Source organism: Pseudoxanthomonas sp. X-1, assembly GCF_020042665.1.
Lineage (GTDB): Bacteria > Pseudomonadota > Gammaproteobacteria > Xanthomonadales > Xanthomonadaceae > Pseudoxanthomonas_A > Pseudoxanthomonas_A spadix_A.
Genome location: NZ_CP083376.1, coordinates 2915531 through 2939699, shown reverse-complemented (window position 1 = coordinate 2939699; position 24169 = coordinate 2915531). Strand labels below are relative to the sequence as shown.

The 24169-nt window shown below is 71.0% G+C and carries 23 protein-coding genes and 1 riboswitch; of the genes, 14 read left to right on the top strand and 9 right to left on the bottom strand.

Annotated elements, in window-relative coordinates:
- Positions 1-70 precede the first annotated feature (70 nt).
- Positions 71-862 carry a cytochrome c biogenesis protein CcsA gene (gene ccsA / locus LAJ50_RS13125; RefSeq protein WP_130549633.1) on the bottom strand — a complete coding sequence of 264 codons (792 nt, stop codon included), beginning with the start codon at positions 860-862 and terminating at the stop codon, positions 71-73.
- Positions 863-992: 130 nt separating this feature from the next.
- On the opposite strand from ccsA, the gene ffh reads away from it, so the two are divergent.
- From ffh to LAJ50_RS13075, 10 genes are all read left to right on the top strand, one after another.
- Positions 993-2378, top strand: coding sequence for a signal recognition particle protein (gene ffh, locus LAJ50_RS13120; RefSeq protein WP_130549632.1), 1386 nt, complete (start codon positions 993-995; stop codon positions 2376-2378).
- Positions 2379-2385: 7 nt separating this feature from the next.
- A complete protein-coding gene (locus LAJ50_RS13115) occupies positions 2386-3456 on the top strand; it encodes a nitronate monooxygenase (RefSeq protein WP_130549631.1) in 1071 nt (356 codons plus the stop codon).
- On the top strand, positions 3453-4259 hold the full coding sequence (locus tag LAJ50_RS13110) for an aminotransferase class IV (RefSeq protein WP_224096319.1): 807 nt from the start codon (positions 3453-3455) through the stop codon (positions 4257-4259). The genes LAJ50_RS13115 and LAJ50_RS13110 overlap by 4 nt, the downstream gene beginning before the upstream one ends.
- 101 nt (positions 4260-4360) lie before the next feature.
- Entirely contained in the window at positions 4361-4624 is a 264-nt protein-coding gene (gene rpsP, locus LAJ50_RS13105) for a 30S ribosomal protein S16 (protein WP_130519026.1), read from the top strand.
- 40 nt (positions 4625-4664) lie between these two features.
- The gene (gene rimM, locus LAJ50_RS13100) at positions 4665-5180 is read left to right on the top strand and encodes a ribosome maturation factor RimM (RefSeq protein WP_138651909.1); all 516 of its coding nucleotides are present in this window, start codon (positions 4665-4667) and stop codon (positions 5178-5180) included.
- Positions 5181-5296: 116 nt separating this feature from the next.
- Entirely contained in the window at positions 5297-6064 is a 768-nt protein-coding gene (gene trmD, locus LAJ50_RS13095; RefSeq protein WP_138651911.1) for a tRNA (guanosine(37)-N1)-methyltransferase TrmD, read from the top strand.
- Between the two features lie 161 nt (positions 6065-6225).
- Positions 6226-6630 (top strand): 50S ribosomal protein L19, encoded by a 405-nt coding sequence (gene rplS, locus LAJ50_RS13090; protein ID WP_130519020.1) that lies wholly within the window; start codon positions 6226-6228, stop codon positions 6628-6630.
- A gap of 123 nt (positions 6631-6753) precedes the next feature.
- Positions 6754-7038 carry a hypothetical protein gene (locus tag LAJ50_RS13085; RefSeq protein WP_130549628.1) on the top strand — a complete coding sequence of 95 codons (285 nt, stop codon included), beginning with the start codon at positions 6754-6756 and terminating at the stop codon, positions 7036-7038.
- A 62-nt stretch (positions 7039-7100) separates the two neighbouring features.
- Positions 7101-7361, top strand: coding sequence for a hypothetical protein (locus LAJ50_RS13080; protein ID WP_138651913.1), 261 nt, complete (start codon positions 7101-7103; stop codon positions 7359-7361).
- On the top strand, positions 7354-7758 hold the full coding sequence (locus LAJ50_RS13075) for an RNA-binding S4 domain-containing protein (protein WP_138651915.1): 405 nt from the start codon (positions 7354-7356) through the stop codon (positions 7756-7758). The genes LAJ50_RS13080 and LAJ50_RS13075 overlap by 8 nt, the downstream gene beginning before the upstream one ends.
- Before the next feature lie 15 nt (positions 7759-7773).
- On the opposite strand, the gene LAJ50_RS13070 is transcribed toward LAJ50_RS13075, so the two are convergent.
- The 6 genes from LAJ50_RS13070 to LAJ50_RS13045 form a co-directional block, all read right to left on the bottom strand.
- Positions 7774-9261, bottom strand: a complete 1488-nt coding sequence (locus LAJ50_RS13070) for an MATE family efflux transporter (protein ID WP_138651917.1) — start codon at positions 9259-9261, stop codon at positions 7774-7776.
- Between the two features lie 60 nt (positions 9262-9321).
- The gene (pnuC, locus tag LAJ50_RS13065; RefSeq protein WP_171044550.1) at positions 9322-9903 is read right to left on the bottom strand and encodes a nicotinamide riboside transporter PnuC; all 582 of its coding nucleotides are present in this window, start codon (positions 9901-9903) and stop codon (positions 9322-9324) included.
- Positions 9900-12074 carry a TonB-dependent siderophore receptor gene (locus LAJ50_RS13060; protein WP_138651919.1) on the bottom strand — a complete coding sequence of 725 codons (2175 nt, stop codon included), beginning with the start codon at positions 12072-12074 and terminating at the stop codon, positions 9900-9902. The genes pnuC and LAJ50_RS13060 overlap by 4 nt, the downstream gene beginning before the upstream one ends.
- Before the next feature lie 72 nt (positions 12075-12146).
- Positions 12147-12242: riboswitch (TPP riboswitch) on the bottom strand.
- Positions 12243-12286: 44 nt separating this feature from the next.
- Positions 12287-13426 (bottom strand): phosphotransferase, encoded by a 1140-nt coding sequence (locus LAJ50_RS13055; protein WP_130549622.1) that lies wholly within the window; start codon positions 13424-13426, stop codon positions 12287-12289.
- 243 nt (positions 13427-13669) lie between these two features.
- Positions 13670-15862 (bottom strand): catalase/peroxidase HPI, encoded by a 2193-nt coding sequence (gene katG, locus LAJ50_RS13050; RefSeq protein WP_130549621.1) that lies wholly within the window; start codon positions 15860-15862, stop codon positions 13670-13672.
- 159 nt (positions 15863-16021) lie between these two features.
- Positions 16022-16651 (bottom strand): DUF937 domain-containing protein, encoded by a 630-nt coding sequence (locus tag LAJ50_RS13045; RefSeq protein WP_138651921.1) that lies wholly within the window; start codon positions 16649-16651, stop codon positions 16022-16024.
- Between the two features lie 105 nt (positions 16652-16756).
- Between LAJ50_RS13045 and LAJ50_RS13040 the strand changes: the two genes are divergently transcribed.
- The gene (locus tag LAJ50_RS13040) at positions 16757-17452 is read left to right on the top strand and encodes a YafY family protein (RefSeq protein WP_138651923.1); all 696 of its coding nucleotides are present in this window, start codon (positions 16757-16759) and stop codon (positions 17450-17452) included.
- Between the two features lie 68 nt (positions 17453-17520).
- Positions 17521-18168: a glutathione S-transferase family protein gene (locus tag LAJ50_RS13035; protein WP_138651925.1), complete on the top strand. Its 648-nt coding sequence runs from the start codon at positions 17521-17523 to the stop codon at positions 18166-18168.
- A gap of 219 nt (positions 18169-18387) precedes the next feature.
- Here LAJ50_RS13035 and mutS read toward each other — a convergent pair whose 3' ends face one another.
- Positions 18388-20982 (bottom strand): DNA mismatch repair protein MutS, encoded by a 2595-nt coding sequence (gene mutS, locus LAJ50_RS13030; RefSeq protein WP_138651979.1) that lies wholly within the window; start codon positions 20980-20982, stop codon positions 18388-18390.
- A gap of 449 nt (positions 20983-21431) precedes the next feature.
- Positions 21432-22436 carry an NAD-dependent epimerase/dehydratase family protein gene (locus LAJ50_RS13025; protein WP_224096580.1) on the bottom strand — a complete coding sequence of 335 codons (1005 nt, stop codon included), beginning with the start codon at positions 22434-22436 and terminating at the stop codon, positions 21432-21434.
- A gap of 104 nt (positions 22437-22540) precedes the next feature.
- Between LAJ50_RS13025 and LAJ50_RS13020 the strand changes: the two genes are divergently transcribed.
- Positions 22541-23518 (top strand): LysR family transcriptional regulator, encoded by a 978-nt coding sequence (locus LAJ50_RS13020; RefSeq protein WP_138651929.1) that lies wholly within the window; start codon positions 22541-22543, stop codon positions 23516-23518.
- Between the two features lie 143 nt (positions 23519-23661).
- A complete protein-coding gene (locus LAJ50_RS13015) occupies positions 23662-24051 on the top strand; it encodes an OsmC family protein (protein ID WP_130552986.1) in 390 nt (129 codons plus the stop codon).
- The last annotated feature ends 118 nt before the right edge of the window (positions 24052-24169 follow it).

The window sequence follows — 24169 nt, the reverse complement described above, 5'->3', positions numbered from 1 at the left end:
TTTGTCAATGCAAATATTGTTTCAGCAATGGAATGCCGTGGCGCGCCATTCTGCTGACAGAACGGTCAGCTTATAAGGTGCGCTTCAGGATCAGCTCCAGCACCGCCTTGCTGCCGAAGAACGCCAGCAACAGCAGGGCCATGGCCACCAGGGTCCAGCGCACGGCGGTGGTGCCACGCCAGCCGCGCCGCCAGCGGCCCAGCAGCAGGCCGCCGAACACCAGCCAGGACAGCACGCTCAGCACGGTCTTGTGCACCAGGTGCTGGGCGAAGAGGTTCTCCACGAACATCATCCCGGTCAGCAGCGTGGCGGTCAGCAGCGCGAAGCCCACCGCGATCGTGCGGAACAGCAGGGTCTCCAGCTCGGTCAGCGGCGGCAGCGCACGCAGCCAGGCGTGGAACGCACGCCGGCGCAGGGCGCGTTCCTGCACCCACAGCATGATCGCCAGCAGCGCCGCCACGGCCAGCGTGGCGTAGGACAGCAGCGCCAGCCAGGCATGCAGCTGCAGCCGCCAGTCCAGCCCCGAGGAGGGGCGGTGGCCGTAGCCGTGGTAGACGGCCAGCAGCAGCGCCGCCAGCGGGAAGGACACCACGCCCACGGCCGCCATGCGCCCGCGCGCGACCAGCGCGGTCATCGCCGCCATGCCGAGGCTGACCAGCGACAGGGCCGAGAAGAAATGCATGTCCGGCCCGCCCGGCGTGCGCCAGGCCACCCACAGGTGATAGCCGCCGTGCAGGACGATGGCCAGCAACGCCGGCACCCGCCAGCCGCGGTTCGGCCCGCTGGCATCGCGCGCGAAAGCGCCCACCAGCAGCACGGTCGCCAGCAGGTAAAGCGCGCAGGAAGGAAGGACGAACCCCATGGCGCGCAGTGTCGCACGCGGCTCCGCTTTTCGAGAACCATTCTTGTTGAACGCGCGGCGCGCCGAGGAGTGCGCGAAACCCACCCGGATATACTGCGCGCCCGCTTCGCCTCCGCTTCCGGTTGCCCCCATGTTCGAATCCCTGACCCAGCGCCTGTCCGGCACCATCGAGCGCCTGCGCGGCCGTGGCCGCCTGACCGAGGACAACATCCGCGAGGCCACCCGCGAGGTGCGCATCGCCCTGCTGGAGGCCGACGTCGCCCTGCCGGTGGTCCAGGCGCTGGTCGAGCGCATCAAGGTGCGCGCGGTCGGCCAGGAAGTGCTGAAGTCGCTGACCCCCGGCCAGGCGCTGATCAAGGTCGTGCGCGACGAGCTGACTGCGGTGATGGGCTCCACCGCCCAGGACCTCAACCTCAACGTGCCGGCGCCGGCGGTGATCCTGATGGCCGGCCTGCAGGGCGCCGGCAAGACCACCACCGTGGGCAAGCTCGCCAAGCACCTGAAGGAAAAGCGCAAGAAGAAGGTCATGGTGGTCTCGGCCGACGTCTACCGCCCGGCCGCGATCGAGCAGCTCAAGGCGCTGGCCCAGCAGGTGGACGTGCCGTTCTTCCCCTCCGAGGCCTCGCAGCAGCCCGAGGCCATCGTCCGCGCCGCGATCGAGGACGCGCGCCGGTCCTTCACCGACGTGCTGATCGTCGATACCGCCGGCCGCCTGGCCATCGACGAGGCGATGATGGCCGAGATCAAGGCGCTGCACGCCGCGGTCAAGCCGGTCGAGACGCTGTTCGTGGTCGATTCGATGACCGGCCAGGACGCGGCGACCACCGCCAAGGCCTTCTCCGAGGCGCTGCCGCTGACCGGCGTGGTGCTGACCAAGACCGACGGCGATGCCCGCGGCGGCGCGGCGCTGTCGGTGCGCTACATCACCGGCAAGCCGATCAAGTTCATCGGCGTGGGCGAGAAGCCCGACGGCCTGGACGTGTTCCACCCCGAGCGCGTGGCCAGCCGCATCCTGGACATGGGCGACGTGCTGTCGCTGGTGGAGCAGGTCGAGAGCCAGGTCGACAAGGACAAGGCGCAGAAGCTGGCCGAGAAGGTCGCCAAGGGCAAGAAGTTCGACCTCAACGACATGCGCGACCAGCTCGAGCAGATGCAGAACATGGGCGGCATCGGCGCGCTGATGGACAAGCTGCCCGGCCTGGGCCAGGTGCCCGAGCACCTCAAGGCGCAGGTCGCCGGCAACAAGGAAGTGCCGCGCATGATCGCCATCATCAATTCGATGACCAAGAAGGAGCGGCGCAACCCGGCGCTGCTCAACGGCTCGCGCCGCGCGCGCATCGCCAAGGGCTCGGGCACCCAGCCGGCCGACGTGAACAAGCTGATGAAGCAGTTCACGCAGATGGAAAAGATGATGGGCAAGCTCGGCCGCGGCGGCATGAAGGGCATGATGCGCGGCATGCGCGGCATGATGGGCGCCATGGGCGGTGGCGGCCGCGGCGGCATGCCGTTCCGCTGATCGGCTGATGGCCTCGGCCGCGCGCCAGCGATCCGAAGACTTCCGCGCGCGCTTCGGCGTGCGCGTGCCGGTGCTGCTGGCGCCGATGGCCGGCGCCTGCCCGGTGCCGCTGTCGGCGGCGCTGGCCGAGGCCGGCAGCATGGGCGCGATGGGCGCGGTGCTGTCCACGCCGCAGGACATCGGCGCCTGGATGGACGACTTCCGTGGTCTTTCCGGCGGGCCTGCACAGGTCAATCTGTGGGTGCCCGACGCGCCGCCTGTGCGCGATGCGCAGGCCGAGGCGGCCGTGCGCGCGCTGCTCGCGCGGTGGGGGCCGGAGGTGCCCGCAAGCGCCGGCGATGCGCGGCCGGCGGATTTCGACGAACAGTTCGACGCGGTGCTGGCGGCGCGGCCGCAGGTGCTGTCCACGATCATGGGGGTGCTGGAACCGGCTCAGGTGCAGGCGCTGCGCCGTGCCGGCATCGCCTGGTTCGCCACCGCGACTACGCTGGCCGAAGCGCAGTGCGCACAGGACGCCGGCGCCGATGCGGTGATCGCCCAGGGTTACGAGGCCGGCGGGCATCGCGGCGCATTCGATCCGGCCGCGGCCGAGCGCCAGCTGGTCGGCCTGTTCGCGCTGGTGCCGCGGCTGGCCGATGCGCTGTCGGTGCCGGTGATCGCAGCCGGCGGCATCGCCGATGGCCGCGGGGTGGCCGCCGCGCTGACGCTGGGCGCGAGCGCGGCGATGGTCGGCACCGCCTTCCTGCGCGCGCCGGAAGCCGCCATCGCGCCGGCCTGGGCGCAGGCCCTGGCCGAGACCGAGCCTCAGGACACCTGGCCGACGCGTGCGTTTTCCGGCCGGCTCGGGCGTTCGATCGCCACGGCCTATGTCCGCGCGGCGGCAAATCCTGAAGCGCCACGGCCCGCGCCTTATCCGGTGCAGCGCGGCCTGACCGCGGCGATGCGCAAGCAGGCGGTGGCCGAGGACCGGCTCGACGCGATGCAGGCCTGGGCCGGGCAGTCGGCCTGGGCCGCGCAGGCCAGGCCCGCCGCCGCGCTGCTGCGGGACTGGTGGGCGCAGGCCGACGCGCTGCTGTGAGCACGCCGCGCCTGAGCATCGCCGGCCGGCCCGCCACGGACGATGACCTGCGTCCGCTGGCGCAGTCCAACTACGGCCACTTCACCGCCTTCCGCACGCGCCGCGGCGCGCTGCAGGGGCTCGATCTGCATCTGGCGCGGCTGCGCGAGGGTCAGGCGACGCTGTTCGACGCCCCGTTCGACGCGTCCGCGCTGCTTGCGCAGATGCGGCAGGCGCTCGACGGGGTGGAGGACGCCTCGGTGCGGATCACCGGCTTCGCGCGCGACTTCGACTACCGCGATCCGCTCAAGCCGGTGACGCCGGAATGGCTGATCTCCGTGGGGGATGCGCGGCCGGCGCCGCCGGGCGCGCCGCTGGCCCTGAAGTCCTATGCGTTCGTGCGCCCGCTGCCGCAGATCAAGCACATCGCCACGCTGCCGCTGTTCCACTACCGGCGCCAGGCGCGGCAGGCCGGGGCCGACGACGCGCTGTTAGTCGAAGCGACAGGGCAGGGCGCGCGCGTCGTGGAAGGCTCGGTCTGGAACATCGGGTTCTGGGACGGCGGCGAGGTGCTTTGGCCGCAGGGCCCGGCGCTGCGCGGCACCTGCGAAGCCCTGCTGCAGCGGGGCCTGGACGCACTGGGCGTGCCGCAGCGGCGGGTTGATGTGACGCTGGAACGCGCGGGCACGCTGGCCGCCTTCACCGCCAACGCGAACAGATGCGCGCCGGTCTGCGCGATCGATGGCAGGCCGCTGCCGGCCGCGCCGGAACTGCTGACCCTGCTGGCCCGGGCGCTGGACACCCAGCCTTGGGTTCGGCCCTGAGTCCCGGTAGCGGGGGGAGGGCGGGTTTGCGCGGCGCGCGCAGCCGGCTATAATCGCCGGCTTACCTCGCCATCCTGGCGACTGGGCAACACGAGAGCACCATGGTCAAGATCCGCCTTACCCGCGGCGGCGCCAAGAAGCGCCCCTTCTACCACATCATCGTCACCGACGTGCGCAGCGCGCGCGACGGTCGCAACATCGAGCGTCTGGGTTACTACAACCCGGTCGCCCAGGGCGCCGAGCCGCGCGTGGTGCTGGACACCGCCCGCGTCGACCATTGGGTGAGCAACGGCGCCCAGCTGACCGACAAGGTCCGCAACCTGTACAAGGAAGCGGCCAAGGCCAACGCCCAGGCTTCGGCCTGATCGCGCTGCGGCCGCGCCTGGCGCGGCCGGTCTTCTTGCAATGAGTGAGAACGCAACGCGCCGCATCCTGCTGGGCAGGGTGGTCGGCGCGTTCGGCGTGCGTGGCCAGGTCAAGATCGAGTCCTGGACCGAGCCGCGCGAAGCCATCTTCCGCTACCAGCCCTGGACCCTGCGCGATGCGGCCGGCCGCGAGCGCGAGATTTCCGGCGTGCGCGGCAAGCCTTCGGGCAAGCACCTGATCGCCGGTTTCCCCGGCGTCGAGGACCGCGACGCGGTCGAGGCGATGGTCGGGCTGGAGATCGCCGTGCCGCGCAGCGCGCTGCCGCCGCCGCAGCCCGACGAATACTACTGGGTCGACCTGGAAGGCCTGCGCGTGATCAACGCCGACGGCCGCGACTTCGGCACCGTCTCGCACCTGTTCTCCACCGGCGCCAACGACGTGCTGGTGGCGCGGGGCGACAAGGAGCGGCTGATCCCGTTCATCCAGCCGGACTTCGTGACCGGCGTGGATTTCGGGGCCGGCGTGGTGGGCGTGGACTGGGACCCCGAGTTCTAGGAACGGGCCGAGAGGAAAGAGGAACGAGTAAAGGCTAGGGTTGCTTCGTTCGATCCGTTTCCATCCGCTCCGTTTTCGTTTCTCGCTTTCCCGCACGCGTTCCTGGCCTCCCGCTCATGCGCATCGACGTCATCAGCCTGTTTCCCGAGTTCATCGACCAGAGCGCCGGCTATGGCGTGGTCGGTCGTGCGCGCGAGCGTGGGCTGCTGGCCTTGCAGGGCTGGAATCCGCGCGACTACGCCGCCGGCAACTACCGCCGCGTGGACGACCGTCCGTTCGGCGGCGGTCCTGGCATGGTGATGCTGATCGAGCCGCTGCGCGCCTGCCTGGACGAAGTCCGCCAGGCCGATCCCGCGCCCGCGCCGGTGATCTACCTGACCCCGCAGGGCCGGCCGCTGACCCAGGCGCGCGTGCGCGACCTGGCCGCGCTGCCGCGGCTGGTGCTGCTGTGCGGCCGCTACGAGGGCGTGGACGAGCGTTTCCTGGCGCACGAGGTCGACGAGGAGATCTCCATCGGCGACTACGTGCTTTCCGGCGGCGAACTGGCCGCAGCGGTGCTGATCGACGCGGTCACCCGCCTGCAGGATGGGGCGCTCAACGACGCCGAGTCCGCCGCCCAGGACAGCTTCGAAGGCGAGGCCGGGCTGCTGGACTGCCCGCACTACACGCATCCGGCCAGCCACGCCTGGGGCGAGGTGCCCGAGGTGCTGCGCTCGGGCAACCATGCCGCCATCGCCCGCTGGCGCCGGCAGCAGTCGCTGGGCCGGACCTGGCTGCGGCGGCCCGACCTGCTGGACGAGGCCGCCCTGTCCAAGGCCGATCGCAAGCTGCTGGAGGCCTTCCGGGCCGAGCACGCCGCCCAAGGAGAGGGGCGGGGCGACTAGCCACGCGCCGGAAACTTCGTCTACAATGCGCAGTTCCCGCGGGCCGGTCGGCCTGGGCGGGCTGCAAGATCACGATAAACGTGCAGCGACTTCTCCGCGACTGCATCAGCCTTTGTTGTCGAGACCCGACACACCCACCCGAACATCGAATCGGTGCCACCATGAGCAAGTTGAACAAGTCCATCATCGCGGAGTTCGAGTCCGCCCAGATTTCCCGCGAGCTGCCGCAGTTCAGCCAGGGTGACACCGTCGTCGTCAATGTGAAGGTGAAGGAAGGCAACCGCGAGCGCGTGCAGGCCTACGAAGGCGTAGTCATCGCCAAGAAGAACGCCGGCCTGAACTCGGCCTTCACCGTGCGCAAGATCTCGCACGGCTACGGCGTCGAGCGCGTGTTCCAGACCCACAGCGCGACCATCGACTCGGTCGAAGTCAAGCGCCGCGGCAAGGTCCGCGCCGGCAAGCTGTACTACCTGCGCGGTCTGCAGGGCAAGGCCGCCCGCATCAAGGAAGACCTGGCCGCCGCCGCCGCCGCCAAGGCTGCCCGCCAGGCTGCCGCTGCCGAGTAAGCCTTCGGCACATTCGCGCGGCGTGCGCCGCGCTAAGCTCGGAACCCGGCCCTCGTGCCGGGTTTCTTGTTTTCTGGCGCCACGCACCCGTGCGGCCAGGCGCGCCCACGGAAGGAGGATGGAATGTCACGCGGTATCAGCAGCAAGTGGATCGCCGGCATCGGCCTGGCGCTGGGGTTGGCGGGCTGCGCCAGCTCCAACGGCCTGGACGGCCCGAGCCTCGCCTACGAATGCCAGCAGCAGGCGCGCGACGCCGCCAACCAGCCGCCGTTTCCGGACAAGATCCGCGACGGCAAGCATGGCCGGGAGTTCGAGCAGGGCGTGCGCGATGCGCACATGAGCCAGGCCTGCCAGCGCGACACCGAATCGCACGCCGAGATCCGCTTCGGCAGCAAGCCGGGCACGTGAGCTTCACCCACCGCGTCGCTCACTGGCACTTGAAGAAAACACGCATGCACAGGAACACGAAGATGAAACTGCAGGGAACCTCGCTGGCCGCCGCGCTGTTGCTGCTGTCGGCCTGCGCCAGCCACCAGGCGCGCGACGATGCGACCGCGCTGCGTCCGGCCGACCGGCCCGAATGCCAGGTCGCCTCGTCCTCCACGGCCAGCCAGCTGGCGCGCTCGTCGGCCAGCACGCTGCGCGATCCCTGTCATCCCGAAACCTCGATCGAGCCCGGCCCGCGCGCGAGTCAGACGATCAAGCCGGACTTCTCTGGAAAGCATGACTGAGCCCGTCGCCCCGCAGGCGGTGCGCCTGGACGTGTGGCTGTGGGCCGCGCGTTTCTTCAAGACCCGCGCGCTTGCGAAGGACGCGGTGGCCCTGGGCAAGGTGGAGATCGGCGGACAGCGCGCCAAGCCCTCGCGCACGGTGCGGGTGGGCGATGCGCTGCGCGTGCAGCGGGGCGAGGAATGCTTCGAGGTCGCCGTGTGCGGGCTGTCCGACCAGCGCGGTCCGGCGCCGGTCGCGCAGACGCTGTATCAGGAGACCGAAGCGTCGCGGCAGCGGCGCGTCGAGGCGCGCGCGCTGCGCGCGGCCGAGCGCACCGGCTATCGGCCGCCGGAGAGCAAGCCGGACAAGCGCGCGCGGCGACTGATCCAGGCGCTGGGCGATATCGACGCGCTCTGACCGCGGGCGAAGCCTTCAGGACTTCTGCAGGATGTCGTCCGGCGCGCGGTCCGGGTCGGCCGGGTCGGCCACCGGCGAAGGCGGGGTTGCCGGCACCTCGGAGGGCACGGCGATGGTGCGCGTGTCGGCCGCGCCCATGCGCGCCTTGCGCCAGCCGCCCCAGCGGTAATAGGCGATGGACATCAGCATCGAGCACAGCGAGCTGACCGGGAAACTCCACCACACCGCATCGGCGCCCAGCGTGGGCTGCAGCAGTTTAGCGAACGGCACGCGGATGCCCCACAGCGAGATCACCAGCATGATCAGCGGCGGGATCACCGCGCCGGTCGAACGCACCACGCCGGACAGCACGAACATCACCCCGAAGAACAGGAACGACCAGATCGCGATGTGATTGAGATGGCGCGCCGTGTCGAAGGCGGCGCTGCCCGGCGCCAGGAACAGGCCGAAGGTCCAGTGGTCCAGCAGGATCAGCGGCGCGATCAGCGCGCCGGTCATCAGGAAGTTGAACAGCACGCCGGTGCGCGCGATCGCCGAGACGCGATCCCAGCGCTGCGCGCCCACGTTCTGCGCGGCCATCGAGGACACCGCCGCGGCGATGGCCATGGCCGGCATCTGCACATAGGCCCAGGTCTGCAGCGCCGCGCCGTAGGCGGCGGCGGTGTCGGTGCCGAAGCGGTTGACCAGGGTCATCATGGCGATCATCGCCAGCGACACCAGCACCATCTGCAGCCCCATCGGCACGCCCTTGGTGACCAGCGACCGGAGGATGGCCGGGTCGATGCGGAACAGGCCCAGGTCCTTGCGCCCGAGCCACAGCGCGTGGCGCCGGCGGCGCAGCGAAAGCAGCATGGCCAGCAGCGCGATGGCCTGGGTGATCAGCGTCGACCAGGCCGCGCCGGCGATGCCCAGCTTCGGGAATGGCCCCAGGCCGAGCATCAGCACCGGGTCCAGCGCGCAGTCCATCGCCACGGCCAGCAGCAGGTAGCGGAACGGCGTCCTGGCATCGCCCGCGCCGCGCAGCGCCGCCGAGAGGAAGGCGAAGGCGTAGATCAGCGGCATCGCCAGGAAGATCACGCGCAGATAGCTTTCGGCCAGCGGCAGCGAATCGGCCGGCGTGCCCATTGCCGCCAGCAGATGGCGCGCGGTCCACACGCCGCCGCAGGCGATCAGCACCGACAGGCTCAGGAAGAAGCTCGCGCTGGTGCCGAACACCCGGCGCGCGCGGGCGATGTCGCCCGCGCCGATCGCCTGGCCGATCAGGATGGTGGCGGCCATGCCGATGCCGAACACCGAGCCGATCAGGAAGAACAGGATGCTGTTGGCGTTGGCCGTGGCGGTCAGCGCCGATTCGCCCAGGAACTTGCCGATCCACACCGCATTGACCGAGCCGTTCAAGGACTGGGCCACGTTGCCGCCCAGGATCGGCAGCGAGAACAGCCACAGGTTGCGGCCGATCGGGCCTTCGATCAGCGAACGTGGCGCGGCGGCGGGTGCGGGCATTGGGAGGGTGAGGCTCCGGCGAGGGTCCGGCACCCTACCATCGCCTGACAGTCGCGTCAGTCAAGCCGCCGGCAGCGGCTCGGTACGGGCGGCCCGGCGCCACTGGCGCAGACCCATGGCCGCCAGGCCGACGAAGCCCAGGTACAGCACCGCGGTCACCTCGAGCGACTTGAACAGGTACAGCCCCACGTAGATCAGATCCAGCGCGATCCACAGCCACCACGCGGCCACGTGTCGGCGCCCCTGCCACCACTGCGCCACCAGGCTGAAGGCCGTCAGCGCCGCGTCCAGCCACGGCAGCGCCGCGTCGGTGTAGCGATGCATGCCGAAGCCCAGCAGCAGCGCGCCGAGCGCGCCCAGCCCCAGGTCGCGCAGCGCCGCGCCCGGCGCGAGCGCGGCCACGCGCACCAGGCCGTCATCGTCCAGGTTGGCCTTCCAGCGGCGCCAGCCATAGACGATGAAGCCGGCGAAGGCGACCTGCAGCAGGGCGTCGGAGTACAGCCGTGCCTCGACGAAGACCCCGGCGTACAGCGCCACCGAGACCAGGCCCACCGGCCAGCCCAGCATGTGGCGGCGCGCGGCCAGCCAGACCGCGGCCACGCTGACCGCCGCGCCGATCCATTCCAGCGCGTCGATGTTCACAGCGCCCAGGTCACGGTCAGCCGCGCCAGCCGCGGCGCGCCGGGGAACAGGTAATAGTCGCCGCCGCTGCTGCCGGTGTCGCGCCAGTAGAACTTGTCGAACACGTTGTCCACCGACAGCCGCCAGGTCAGCGCCTGGCCGCCGATCTGGCTGCGCAGGCGCAGGCCGGCGTCGAACACGTGATAGGCGGGCACGCGCAGCGCGCCATCGGGGGTGGCGACGTTGGCGGCGGCATAGCGCCAGCCGGCGTTGAGGCTCAGCGCGGGCAGCGACTGCAGCTGGTAGTCGAGGAACACGCTGGCGCGCGCCTTGGGCACGTTGATCAGCTGGTGGCCGCCGACCGAGGGCGTGCCACTGTCGTCGGCGCGCGCGCGCAGCACGCTGGCGCTGGCGACGATGCGCAGCTGCTCGGTCAGCCTGCCGTTGGCGGTGAGCTCCAGGCCGGTATGCACCTGCTGGCCGCGCTGGACGAAGGTGTAGCCGGCCTCGCTGGCATCGGGCATCGCGTACTGGAACGGCTGGCGGATGCGGAACAGCGCCGCGCCCAGGTCCAGCGCGTCGCTGGCGGCGAACTTCACGCCGGTCTCCCATTGGCGCGACTGCAGCGGCGGCAGGAAGCTGTCGGCGTTGGAGGTCCAGTAAGGCGCTTCCTGACCCAGCGACAGGCCTTCGCTGTAGCTGGCGTAGGCGTTGAGCCGCGGGCTGGCCTGCCACAGCAGCGCGGTCTGCGGCAGGAACTTGGTCAGCTCGGTGTGGCGCTCGCGCACGCCCTCATCGTCGTTGGCCGTCTCGGTGAGCCGGACCCAGCGCCCGCCGGCCAGCCACTGCCAGCCTGCGCCCAGCGTGATGCGATCCAGCGCGAACACCGCGCGCTGCTTGTCGTCCAGCCGGCGCGCGGACGGGCCCGGCATGTTGGGCGAGGGCGCGAACACCGGCGTGTCCTGGTCGATGTTCGCCGTGCCGACGTAGTCGTACACATCCTGGCGGCGATCGACCGTGCGCCGATAGCCGTCCACGCCGACGGTCAGCTGGTGCTGCAGCGCGCCGGTCTGGAACTTGCCCTGCAGCTGTGCGCGCAGCTGCTGGTTGTGGCGCGTGTCGTCCGGGCTGCGGTAGTCGTAGACGTCGTAATCGCCGTTGGGCGCGAAGTAGTTGCCCGGCACGCTGCCATCGGCGCACTGCGGCGCATAGAAGCAGCCGTAGGCGAAGGCCACGTTGTCGTCGATCACGCTGCGGCTGTTGCCGAGCGCGACGCTGCCCTGCCAGTCGGCGTTGAACTGGTAGCGGTAGCGGGCGGTGAGGTTGGCCGTCTGGATCGCCACCGGCTGCGCCCAGGGCTGGTAGCCGAGCAGCTTGGTCGCGCTGGGATGCGGTGGCAGCGCAGCGCCGCCCAGCAGCTGGTAGCCCGAGGCCGAGCGCTGCGAACTGGTCTGGTAGTTGCCGTCCAGTTCCAGCTTGCCCTTGTCGCCGATCAGCCAGTCGGCGGCCAGCGAATAGAAATTGCGCCGGCCGTCGAGGTGCTCGATGTAGGAATGGGTGTCTTCCCAGGCCGCGTTGAAGCGCAGGCCGAAGCTCGGCGTCAGCCAGCGGCCCCAGTCCACGGCGGTGTAGCGCGAGCCATGCGAGTCGGTGCCCAGGGTCACCTCCTGCACGCGTTCGGGGCGCTTGGCCACGAAGTTGAGGATGCCGCCGGGCGCCATGATCCCGGCGGTCAGGCCGGCCTCGCCCTTGAGGATCTCCACCTGGGCGATGTTCTCCAGCGCCAGGCGCTGCTCGCCGGCGATGGACAGGTCGTTGAAGCGCAGGCTGGTGGCCAGGTCGAGCGCGAAGCCGCGGATCGACACGTCCTGGTAATAGCCGGTCGCCGCGTAGCTGTCGCCCAGAGAGGCGTCGTTGTGGGCCAGTTCGCTCAGGCTGCGCGGCTGGCGCGCATCGATCAGGGCGCGGGTCAGCACGTTGATCGCCGCCGGCGTGTCGCGCCAGGTGCCGGGGCCGAAGCTGTTGGACTGGCTGGTCGGCGTGGCCTGGGCCTGGCCCTTGACCTGCACGGTCGCAAGGTCGGTGGCCTTCGCGGCGGACGCGGATTCGTCGGTGTGCTGCTGCGCGTGCAGCGGCAGCGCGGCGGAGGACAGCAGGCAGGACAGCAGCAGGGTGGAGCGTGGGCGGTTCATCGGTTCGTCACCAGGCAATGGCTCAAGGACGAAGCGACGGCGCACGCGCGCACGCCGTGGCCGGGCGTGCCTGCTGTGCTGCTCAAAGCTCCCTACGCCGGTGCAAACCGGATCAGGTTCCAAGGGACTCTCTCAGCCCGGCAACGCCGGGCACCCCCGCTTCAGAGTGCGCATTGGACACCATCCGCGCGCGATTTGCACACCCTGCGTATTCAGGCGGCCGCGCGCAGCGCCTGCAGCAGGGCCTGGCCGGGCGCGCTGGCGAACCAGTCGGCATGGCCGAGCAGGAAGGTCCCGTAGGCCACCTGCGTGTTGTCCGGCGCACGGGTGATGCCGTGGAAGTACTCGACCTCGGACAGGGCGAAATCCAGGTGCACCAGCGGCAGCAGCGTGGCCAGCAAGCGCACGCGACCCGGCGACAGCGGCGCCACTTCGCGATAGCCGGCGAGCAGGGCGAGCGCGGTGTCCACGTGCGCGGCGTCCATGCCGCTGTCCAGCGACAGCCAGGCGATGGCGTTGCGTTCGATGGCAGTGGCCAGGTCGAACAGGGCGCCGGTCGGCGAGGCCAGGCCGAAATCGAGCACGCTGCCGATGTGCGGCGCGGCGCCGTCGGCCTGCCAGAGCAGGTTGGTGGCGTGCAGGTCGTTGTGCGCCCACAGGCGCGGCTCGCCGCGCAGGCCCTCGGCGAGACCGGCATGCCAGGGCAGCAGGTGGCGCCGGAAGTCCGCCTGCCAGTCGCGCCCGCGCAGCCATTGGGCCAGCGCCGGACGCTGCGCGAACTGCGCCTGCAGCGCGGCGATGGGATCGGCCGCGCGGATCAGGTCGTCGCGCGCGACCAGCAGATGCGTGCTGCGCTGGGGCGCGGCGTAGTCGGCCGCGGCCAGGTGCAGCCGCGCGAGCATCGCGCCCAGCTGCCGCGCCTGGGCCAGATCGGTCAGCGGCGTCCACGAGGTGGTCTCGCGATAGAGGTCGGTGCCGATGCCGGCGCGATGCACTTCGTAGGTCCACGCGTCGCGCGCATGCGCGGTGCGGCCGTGCGCATCGGTGAACACCTCCACCACGGGCACGCCGTGGCCGCGCAGGTGCGCCATGAAGCGGTGTTCCTCTTCCAGGCAGTCGGCGCTGCGCACGCTGCGGTGATGGCGTTTGATGAAGACCGGTCCCCGCGCGGTGTCCACCAGCGCGGCGGCCGACAGCGGCCGCGGGCTGTGCCAGCTGATGCGGTGTGGGCCTGCCGCCAGGGCCGGATAGGCGGCCAGCACGGTGTCGATTTCGTCGATGCGTAGCGCGGGCCAGTCCGGCGCGACGTCTTCGGGGCCCACGCCATGCACGCGGTGGGAGGCATCACTCATGGCGGGAACGGGCGCGTGGCATCGGCCCGGTATTGTGCGGCAAGGCGGGGAGGGTGCTGGTCGTTGCGGCTCGAGGCGGTGGTGGAGGTTTCCATCCGCGCCGAGCGCGTGCGTTCGAGGTGGGGGGATTCGCGCGAAGAGCACCCCCTCCCGGCCTCCCCCTTGCGCGTTGCGCAAAGGGGAGGGGCGGTGTCGTGCGATCGAGGCGTGGCGCCGAGCGTCGCGGCTCTGCGCGCTCGGGACTTACTCCAGGTCGAAGCGGTCCAGCTCCATCACCTTGGTCCACGCCGCCACGAAGTCGTGCACGAACTTCTCCCTGGCGTCGTCGCTGGCATAGACCTCGGCCAGCGCGCGCAGCACCGCGTTGGAACCGAACACCAGGTCGGCGCGGCTGGCCGTCCACTGGATCTCGCCGGTGGCGCGGTCGCGGCCCTCGTAGGTCTCCTTGGACGTCGGCTTCCACTCGGTGCCCATGTCCAGCAGGTGGACGAAGAAGTCGTTGCTCAGCACGCCGACGCGGTCGGTCAGCACGCCGTGCGCGCAGTCGTCCACGTTGGCGCCCAGCACGCGCAGGCCGCCGATCAGCACGGTCAGCTCCGGCGCGGTCAGGGTCAGCTGCTGCGCCTTGTCGATCAGCAGCGCCTCGGTGGTGGGACCGCCGGGCAGGCGCCGGTAATTGCGGAAGCCGTCGGCGATGGGCTCCATCACGTCGAAGGAAGCCACGTCGGTCTGGTCCTGGCGCGCATCGACGCGGCCTGGGGTGAACGGCACCTCGATCTGGACGCCGGCCGCGGCGGCGGCCTGCTCGATGCCGACCGCGCCGGCCAGCACGATCACGTCGGCCAGCGAAGCCTTGCCGGAGGCCTGCTGGATCGCCTGCAGGGCCGGCAGCGCGGCCACGGCACGGGCATTGACCGCCCAGTCCTTCTGCGGGGCCAGGGCCAGGCGCGCGCCGTTGGCGCCGCCGCGCTTGTCGCCCCCACGGAAGGTCGAGGCCGAGGCCCAGGCCACCGATACCAGCTCGCCCACCGACAGCCCCGCCTGGGCGATCTGGCGCCTGAGCTCGGCGATGTCGGCCGGGCTGGGCTGGTGGCTCGGTGCCGGCAGCGGGTCCTGCCAGATCAGGTCTTCGGCGGGCACTTCCGGGCCGAGGTAGCGCGCCTTCGGGCCCATGTCGCGGTGGGTCAGCTTGAACCAGGCGCGGGCGAAGGCCTCGTTGAAGGCCTGCGGATCACCCAGGAAGCGGCGCGAGATCTTCTCGAACTCCGGGTCGAAGCGCAGCGTCAGGTCGGTGACCAGCATGGTCGGCTTGCGCTTCTTCGACGGATCGAACGGGTCGGGAATCAGCGCGTCCGCATCCTTGGCCTCGAACTGGATCGCCCCGGCCGGGCTGCGGGTCTGCACCCAGTCGAACTTGAACAGGTTCTCGAAGAAGTGGTTGCTCCACTGGGTCGGGGTCTGCGACCACACCACCTCCAGGCCGGAGGTGATCGCATCGGCGCCCACGCCGCTGCCGAACTTGCTGTGCCAGCCCAGGCCCTGCGCCTCCAGATCGGCCGCTTCCGGGTCCTCGCCGACGTGGTCGGCGGCGCCGGCGCCGTGGGTCTTGCCCAGCGTGTGGCCGCCGGCAATCAGGGCCACGATCTCCTCATCGTCCATGGCCATGTTGCCGAAGGTGGCGCGGATGGCGGCCGCGGCCGAGGCCGGATCGCCGCTGGCGTTGGGGCCTTCGGGATTGACGTAGATCAGGCCCATCTCGGTGGCGGCCAGCGGGTTCTGCGCCAGGCTTTCCGGATCGCGGTGGGCGAGCCAGGTGGTCTCATCGCCCCAGTTCACGTCCAGGTCCGGCTCCCATACGTCCTCGCGCCCGCCGCCGAAGCCGAAGGTGCGGAAGCCGCTGTTCTCCAGCGCGACGTTGCCGGCCAGCACCATCAGGTCGGCCCAGGAGATCTGCTGGCCGTACCTGCGCTTGACCGGCCACAGCAGGCGCCGCGCCTTGTCCAGGCTGACGTTGTCCGGCCAGCTGTTGAGTGGGGCGAAACGCTGCTGGCCGCGCCCGGCGCCGCCGCGGCCGTCGACCATGCGATAGGTGCCGGCGCTGTGCCAGGCCATGCGGATGAACAGGCCGGCGTAGGTGCCCCAGTCGGCCGGCCACCAGGCCTGCGAATCGGTCAGCACGCGGCGCAGGTCGGCCTTGAGCGCGCCGTAGTCGAGCTTGGCGAACTCGGCGCGGTAGTCGAACGATTCGCCCAGCGGATTGGAACGGTTGGAGTGCTGGTTGAGCAGATCCACGCGCAGCTGCTTGGGCCACCAGTCGCGGTTGCCGGTGCCGCCGCCGGCCACCTGCAGCGGCGCCTCGTGGAACGGGCACTTGGCCGGCGCGGGCGTCGGGGCCTGGACCGGGGCGGGGGTGTCGTGTTCGCTGGGCGTGCTCATGGGCGCTGGCTCGTTGCGTGGAAAGATGCGGCAACGGTATCGGCCCTTGATGACTATGAATAGTCGATAGATCTGAACATCTTGATAGGTGCTCGCTATCGAAAGGCGCCGCGCTGCGGGCGCGCGGCGCCCGCCCGGCTCACCACCGGGCGCACGCCTTCAGCGCGAACCGCCGAACAGGCTGCCGCCGAGCTTCATCAGATCGCCCAGGTCCAGCTGACCGTTGCCGTCCTGGTCGAGCACCTTGCCCAGCAGGCCACCGGCCAGGCCGCCGGACTGCTGCACCTGGGCGTGCTCCTGGCCCAGCGCCTGGCCCAGCTGCGAGGCATCGCCCTGGCCACCGCCGAGAAAACGCTGGGCCAGGTAGGACATCACGATCGGCGCCAGCAGCGCCAGCAGCTGGCCGGCCTTCTCGCCGCCCAGGCCGGTCGCCTGGCCCAGCCCACTGGCTGCCGTCGGCGCGCTGCCGCCGAAGATGTGGCCGAGGATGCCGGCACCGTCGGTCCGCGGACCGGCGCCGCCGTCGAGCACCGAGCCGAGCAGGCCGCCCAGGTCGAAGCCCGGGGCCGCGCCGGCATGATCGCGCTGCAGGGCGCCGAGCAGCGCCTCGGCGCCCTGCGGCTGCTGCGCGTTGCGGCCGAGCGCGCCCAGCAGCAGCGGCAGCGCGGTGGCGATGGCGCTCTGGGTCTGGGCCGGTGCGGTCCCCAGCTGCGCGGAGATCTGCTGCACGGGCGCGCCCTGCAGCTGCTGGAACAGGGCACCGGCCATGCCGGAAAGGGAAGAGGTCATCGTGCGGCTCCGCCGTTGGGGATCGGGGCGGGGACGTTAGCCCATGGCGGATTGCGGCGGGGTTAAACCGCGGACGGGCGCCCGCCACCCTCTATGCTGGTGGCGATGACCACCCGTGCCACGCGCCTGCTGCACCTGCTCGACGCCCTCGGCGGCCGCCGCCACCCGGTGGCCGGTGCGCGCCTGGCCGAAGCGCTCGGCGTCAGCCTGCGCACGCTCTACCGTGACATCGCCACGCTGCGCGGGCAGGGGGCGGACATCGCCGGCGATCCGGGCGTGGGCTATCTGCTGCGGCCCGGCTTCCTGCTGCCGTCGCTGAACTTCGGCGAGGAAGAGCTGGAAGCGCTGGTGCTGGGCGCGCGCTGGGTCGCCTCGCATGCCGACCCGGAGCTGGCCGCCGCCGCGCAGCGCGCGATGGAGCGGGTCACCCGCGTGCTGCCGGCGCGGCTGCGGCTGGAGGTGGAGACCAGCGGCCTGTTCGCCCCGGAGTGGACGCCGCCGCCGCCCGAGCCGTGGCTGCCGGCGCTGCGCCTGGCCATCCGCGCCGGGCATGCGGTACGCGTGTGCTATCGCGACGGCGAAGGACGCGACAGCGAGCGCACGCTGTGGCCCTTCGCGATGGCCTTCCTGGACGACCGGCGCCTGCTGGCGGCCTGGTGCGAACTGCGCGGCGACTTCCGCCACTTCCGCGCCGATCGCATGCAGTGGCTGGTGGACACCGGGCAGCGTTATCCGTCCCAGCGCCACGCGCTGATCAAGCGCTGGCGGGCCCAGCTCAAGCCGGCGCCCGCGGCGGGGTGAGCGCTGCTGACAGTGGCTGTCAGCAGGGGCTGGTGACACTGGCGGCCCATCCACGACGGAGCGCCGCCATGCAAGACCCGCTGATCCTCTACACCCACCCGATGTCCCGCGGCCGCGTGGCCCGCTGGATGATCGAAGAGACCGGCCTGCCCTACGAAGCGAGGATCATCGACTACGGCGCGCCGATGAAATCGCCCGACTACCTCGCGCTCAATCCGATGGGCAAGGTGCCTGCGCTGCGCCACGGCGAGGCCATCGTCACCGAGAACGCGGCGATCTGCGCCTACCTGGCCGAACTGGTGCCCGAGCGCCGCCTGGCACCGCCGGAAGACACACCGGAGCGCGCGGCCTACCTGCGCTGGCTGTTCTTCATGGCCGGCCCCTTCGAGGCCTTCCTGACCGCGAAGGACAGCGGCGCGCTGGCGCCGGCGTTCACGGCCGGCTATGGCGAGGAGCGCGTGCTGCTCGAGACGTTGGAGCGGGCCGTGGACGGCCGCACCCACCTGGCCGGCGACCGCTTCACCGCGGCCGATCTGTATGTGGCCGCCTGTCTGGGCTACTACTTGCGCATCGGCAAGCTGGAGCCGCGCCCGGCCTTCGTCGCCTTCGCCCAGGCCCATGTCCACCGCCCGGCCGCGCTGCGCGCAGGCGAGCTCGACAACGCGCTCATCCCCCGGCATCCCAATCCGAACATGCCCGCGAGCGTGGCGGCCTGATCAGTTGGCGCCTGGGAACCGCCATGTTGTTCGTGGCGGTCTCGCCTTCCAGGCAACTTCCTTGACTGTGGAAGCCGCCATGGCGGCGGTGGGGGCTTTTCCGGGAAAGCCCATCGCCGCCATGGCGGCTCCCACCAATTTGGTCTCACCAAGCTGCTCTGCTGTTTTCACCGCGACTGCGCGCTGAAGCAAGCGGATCCTCGAATCCGCTTGCGCTCGCTACAGCAGCGCCTTCAGCCGGTACAGCGCCTCCAGCGCCTGCTTGGGGCTGAGCTCGTCCGGGTCGAGCGCGGCCAGGGCCTCCTGCGCCGCCGAGGGCGCGGCGGCGAACAGGCCGAACTGCTGCGGCGCGTCCAGCGCCTGCGGCGCCATCTTCGAGGCGTGGGTGTCGCTGCCGCGCCGCTCCAGTTCGGCCAGGCGGCGGCGCGCCTGGTTCAGCGTGCTGCGCGGCAGGCCGGCCAGCGCGGCCACCTGCAGGCCGAAGCTGCGGTTGGCCGCGCCGTCCTTGACCGCATGCATGAACACCAGCGAGTCGCCGTGCTCGATCGCGTCCAGATGCACGTTGGCGATGCCGCTGGGCCCGCCTTCGACGCTCTCGTCGGCCAGCGCGGTCAGCTCGAAGTAGTGCGTGGCGAATAGCGTGTAGCAGCGGTTGACCGCGGCCAGATGGCGCGCGACCGCGTCGGCCAGCGCCAGGCCGTCGTAGGTCGAGGTGCCGCGGCCGATCTCGTCCATCAGTACCAGCGAATGGCGCGTGGCGTGATGCAGGATGTAGCTGGTCTCGGCCATTTCCACCATGAAGGTCGACTGGCCGCGGGCCAGGTCGTCGCCGGCGCCGATGCGGGTGAGGATGCGGTCGATCGGCCCGATCTGCGCGCGGCTGGCCGGCACGAAGCTGCCGATATGCGCCAGCAGCACGATCAGCGCGTTCTGGCGCATGTAGGTGCTCTTGCCGCCCATGTTCGGGCCGGTGATGACCAGCATGCGCCGCGCGGCGGCGGTGTCGCTGCCGTCCAGGCGCAGGTCGTTGGGTTCGAACGGCTCGTTGCGCACCGCCTCCACCACCGGATGGCGGCCGCGTTCGATCAGCAGGCAGGGCGCTTCGAGCAGTTCGGGCCGGGTCCAGTCCAGCGCCTGGGCGCGCTCGGCGAAGGCGCACAGCACGTCCAGTTCGCTCAGCGCCGCCGCGCAGCGCTTGAGCGGTTCGAGCACGGCGCACAGCGCATCCAGCAGCTGTTCGTACAGCACACGCTCGCGCGCCAGCGCGCGTTCGCGCGCGGAAAGCACCTTGTCCTCGAAGGCCTTGAGCTCCTCGGTGATGTAGCGCTCGGCGTTGGTCAGCGTCTGGCGGCGGGTGTAGTGCACCGGCGCCTTGTCGGCCTGGCCCTTGCTGATCTCGATGTAGTAGCCGTGGACGCGGTTGTAGCCGACCTTCAGTGTGGCGATGCCGCTGGAGGCGCGCTCGCGCGCCTCCAGGTCGATCAGGAACTGGTCGGCGTTGGTCGACAGCTGCCGCAGTTCGTCCAGTTCGGCATCGAAGCCTTCGGCCAGCACGCCGCCATCGGTCAGCTTGAGCGGCGGCTGCTCGGCCACCGCGGTGATGAGCAGATGGGCGGTGGCATCGTGTTCGCCCATGGCCGCGGCCAGCATCGCCAGGCGCGGCGAATCCAGCGGCGCCAGCAGTGCGCGCAGGCGCGGCAGCAGCGCCAGGCTGTTGCGCAGCGTGGACAGGTCGCGCGGGCGCGCCGAGCGCAGCGCCACGCGGGTGAGGATGCGCTCGACATCGCCGAAGGCGCGGAAGGCCTCGCGCAGCGCCTGGCCCGCGCTGGTCGAAGGATCGGCTTCGGTGCCGCGCTCGATCAGGGTCTCGACCGCATGGTGGCGCTGGTTCAGCACCGTCCGGTCGCGCAGCGGGCGATGCAGCCAGCGCCGCAGCAGGCGCCCGCCCATCGGCGTGACCGTGCTGTCCAGGATGCCCAGCAGGGTGTGCCGCACATCGCCGTCCACGCGCGTGTCCAGCTCCAGGTGGCGGCGCGTGGCCGCGTTCATGGCGATGGCCTCGGCCCAAGGCTCCAGCGCGATGGCGCTCAGGTGCGGCAGCTGCGACTTCTGCGTCTCCTCGACATAGCCCAGCAGCGCGCCGGCCGCGGCGATGGCCTGCGGCCGGTCCTGGATGCCGAAGCCGGTCAGGTCGTGCAGCTTGAAGAACTGCAGCAGCTGGCGCCGGCCGCTGTCGGCGTCGAACAGCCACGGCGCGCGCCGGCGCACGCCGCTGCGCCCGGCCAGGAAGGCCGGCCAGCCTTCCTCGTCGGGGACCAGCAGTTCGGCCGGCTCCAGGCGGGCGAGTTCGGCCTCCAGCGCGTCGTCGGATTCGACCTCGTTGACCAGGAAGCGCCCGCCGGCCAGATCCGCCCACGCCAGCCCGTAGCCGGCCTTGCCGCGCGAGAGCGACATCAGCAGCGTGTCGCGGCGCTCGTTGAGCAGCGCCTCGTCGGTGACCGTGCCCGGGGTGACGATGCGCACCACCTTGCGCTCGACCAGGCCCTTGGCCAGGGCCGGATCGCCGATCTGCTCGCAGATCGCCACCGATTCGCCCAGCGCCACCAGCCGCGCCAGATAGCCCTCGTAGGCGTGCACCGGCACGCCGGCCATCGGGATCGGCGCGCCGCCCGAACTGCCGCGCTGGGTCAGGGTGATGTCCAGCAGCCGCGCGGCCTTGCGCGCGTCGTCGTAGAACAGCTCGTAGAAATCGCCCATGCGGAAGAACAGCAGCAGGTCCGGATACTCGGACTTGGCGGCGAAGAACTGCTTCATCAGCGGCGTGTGCTCAACGGCGCCCTTGCTGTTGCTGGGTTTGGCTGCTGAATCGGTGGACTGCAACATCGGGTTCTCGGTGGGGGAGGTCGGGCGGGGCCGTCGGCGGCGGAGCAAGGGGCTCGGGGCTGCGCTGCCCCTGGCATCAGGCGATGCGCCTGTCGCAGCGGCCTGGTCGGCGCACGCGCTGGCGCCAAGTTTAGAACGGCTGGCCGCACCCGTCGTTCCCCCGCACGGGAACCGGGTGTTCCGGGGCATCTTCCGTTTCAAAGCTTCGGGGTTCGGGACCTTCGCGGAGAAGACGACTGGGCCTTGCCGGTGGCGCTCGGCCGGGGCCGACGGCGGGCCTTGCATCTTGATCCATCCGGCTCGCCCAGGAGCGACGACACGCGCCACTCGCGCCTTCTACCACTGCCGCCACCAGCGGCCAGCGTCGCGCACCTGGTGCGTCAGGCCGCGTGCGCTGGCGAGGACGACATGCCGATAGCCGGCGGAATGCAGCCCATTCCCGCCAGGGTCGCTTCCACGGCCTGCTCCAGCGGCGTGTGCGGCTCTTCGCCCAGCACGGCCGCCAGCTGCCGGCCATCCAGGCGGACCGGCGCGTTCCAGAGATAGCGCATCTCCCTCAGCTCGCGCAGGGTCGGCACGAAGGGCGCCAGGGCCCAGGTCAGCCACCAGGGGAAGGCGGACACGACCGGGTGCTGGCCATGCCGGCGGGCGACGGCGCGGATCGCCTGCGCCATCCGCGTGCCGTCCGCGTCCCAGTAGCCGGTCATGTGGAAGCGCGCGAACGGCGCCAGCGCGTCGCGTCGATCGAGCAGCGCGACCATCGTGCGCGCCACATCCGGCAGGTAAGCCCACTGGTGGCCCACGCCCGCCTTGCCAGGCAGCAGGATCTTCTTCACCGGCTGGCCCGGCTTGACCAGGCCCTGGGAGAACCAGCTGTTGCCCGCGCGCGGCCCGAAGAAGTCGCCCGCGCGCACCACGATCGCGCGCGCACCCTGCGCGGTCGCATCGCGCAGACGTTGCTCCATCTGCACGCGGATGCCGCCCTTGCGGCTGGCCGGATGCTGCGGCGCCTCCTCGGCGATCAGCGGAAACGCATCGGGGCCGTAGTTGTAGACCGTTCCCGGCAGGACGATCGTGGCGCGTTCGGCGATGGCGGCGGCGATGGTGTTGTCCACCATCGGCAGCACCCGCTGCCCCCAATGGCGATAGCCCGGCGGATTGACCGCATGGACGATGACCTGGCAGCCGCGCGCCGCGCTCAGGACATCGTTTCGCGCCATCGCATCGCCGCGTATCCACGTGATGCCATCACGCTGCTCGGTGAGCGATTCCAGGCCGCGCTTGAGCCCTCGGACCTGCCAGCCCGCATCGCGCAGCTGGCGGGCGACTTCGCCCCCGATGCCGCCGCTGGCGCCCAGGACCAGCGCGCGCTTGTTCGTGGAGATATCCATGGAGCTGCTTCCTTCCTGTCGATGGGAGGCAGCCAGCGTCGGCCAGATCCGGATGGTTGTGAATTGCCGGTCGCGATCGATCCGCTATACATTTTCGTATGGCCGAGAAGATCGGATGGGAACACTACCGCAGCCTGCTGTCCGTCCTGACGGAAGGCTCGCTGTCCGGCGCCGCGCGGGCGCTGGGCATCACCCAGCCGACCGTCGGCCGGCACATCACCGCTCTGGAAACCGCCTTCGGGCAGACCCTGTTCACCCGTACGCAGGCCGGCCTGGTGCCAACCGATGCCGCCGTCGCGCTGCGGGGGCACGCCGAGGCCATGCGCAACACCGCCGCCGCCCTGGAGCGCGAGGCCCTCAGCCAGGGCGAGGGCATCCGCGGCACCGTGCGCGTCTCGGCCAGCGAGGTGATCGGGATCGAGGTGCTGCCGCCGGCGCTGGCCCGCCTGCGCAACGCGCATCCGCTGCTGAAGATCGAACTGGTGCCGACCAACCGCGTGCAGGACCTGCTGCAGCGCGAGGTCGACGTCGCCATCCGCATGACCCCGCCCCGGCAGCAGGCCCTGGTCGCACGCCGGATCGGCAGCATCGAGCTGGGGCTGTTTGCCCACGCCGACTATCTCGAACGGCACGGGACGCCGGCCACGCTCGCCGGACTGAAGCAGCACGCCCTGATCGGTTTCGATCGCGAAACGCCTTTCCTGCGCGCGGCCAAGGCGCGGTTCCCGTTCCTGGACCGGGAGGCCTTCGCCCTGTGCAGCGACAGCGACGTGGCGCAGCTGGCCATGATCCGGGCCGGCTGCGGGATCGGCATCTGCCAGGTGGCGCTGGCGCAGCGCGGTGAGCCGCTGGTCCGCGTGCTGCCCGACACCTTTTCCTATCCGCTGGAAACCTGGGTGACGATGCACGGCGACCTGCGCGGCAGCCGACGCTGCAAGGCGGTCTTCGACGCGCTGGTGGCGTGCATGGAAGCCCATGTCGCGCACTCGCGTCCGGCGGTCGGCGCAAGCGTGCGCGCCACGGCGCCGACCAAGCGAGCGCGCAGAGGAAGGCCGGCGCGGGGCGCGTCGCAGTGAGCGCGCTGCGCCGGCAGTGCGACCAGGTCGGGGCCTGCGCCGAGCCTGCGGGATGATCCGCCTCCTGCCGCTGATCCCCATCGAAACTTCGTCGCCGCAGCATGCGACGGCAGCACCGCCCCTTTGAACCACAGGAGTTCCCCATGTCGCACGTCCGTATCCAGTCCACCGGCACCGACTACGCTCATCGCATTTCCACCCGTCACCACGCGCTGGTGGCCGACGAACCGGCCGCGCTGGGCGGACAGGACCAGGGCATGGCGCCGTTCGACCTGTACCTGGCCTCGCTGGCGGCCTGCACCGCGATCACGCTGCGCATGTACGCGCAGAAGAAGGGCTGGGACCTGGGCGAATTCAGCGCCGAGCTGTCCTCCGAGCGCGACGCCGACGGCAAGCTGCACGTGCATCGCACGCTGCACGCCTCGGCGGCGCTGAGCGATGCGCAGTGGGAACGTCTGCTCGACGTGGTCGCGCGCACGCCCGTCACCCTGGTGATGCGCGAGGGCGCCACGATCACCAGCGCGCGCGCCTGAGCCCGACGCGCGCGGGGCCCTGCCGATGCCGCACGGCGAAGGACGACGTCTGACCTTCGTTTCCGCACACTCCGGCCACATGCCGCTCACGCCTCGCTGAGCGCCCGGGGGCTACGGT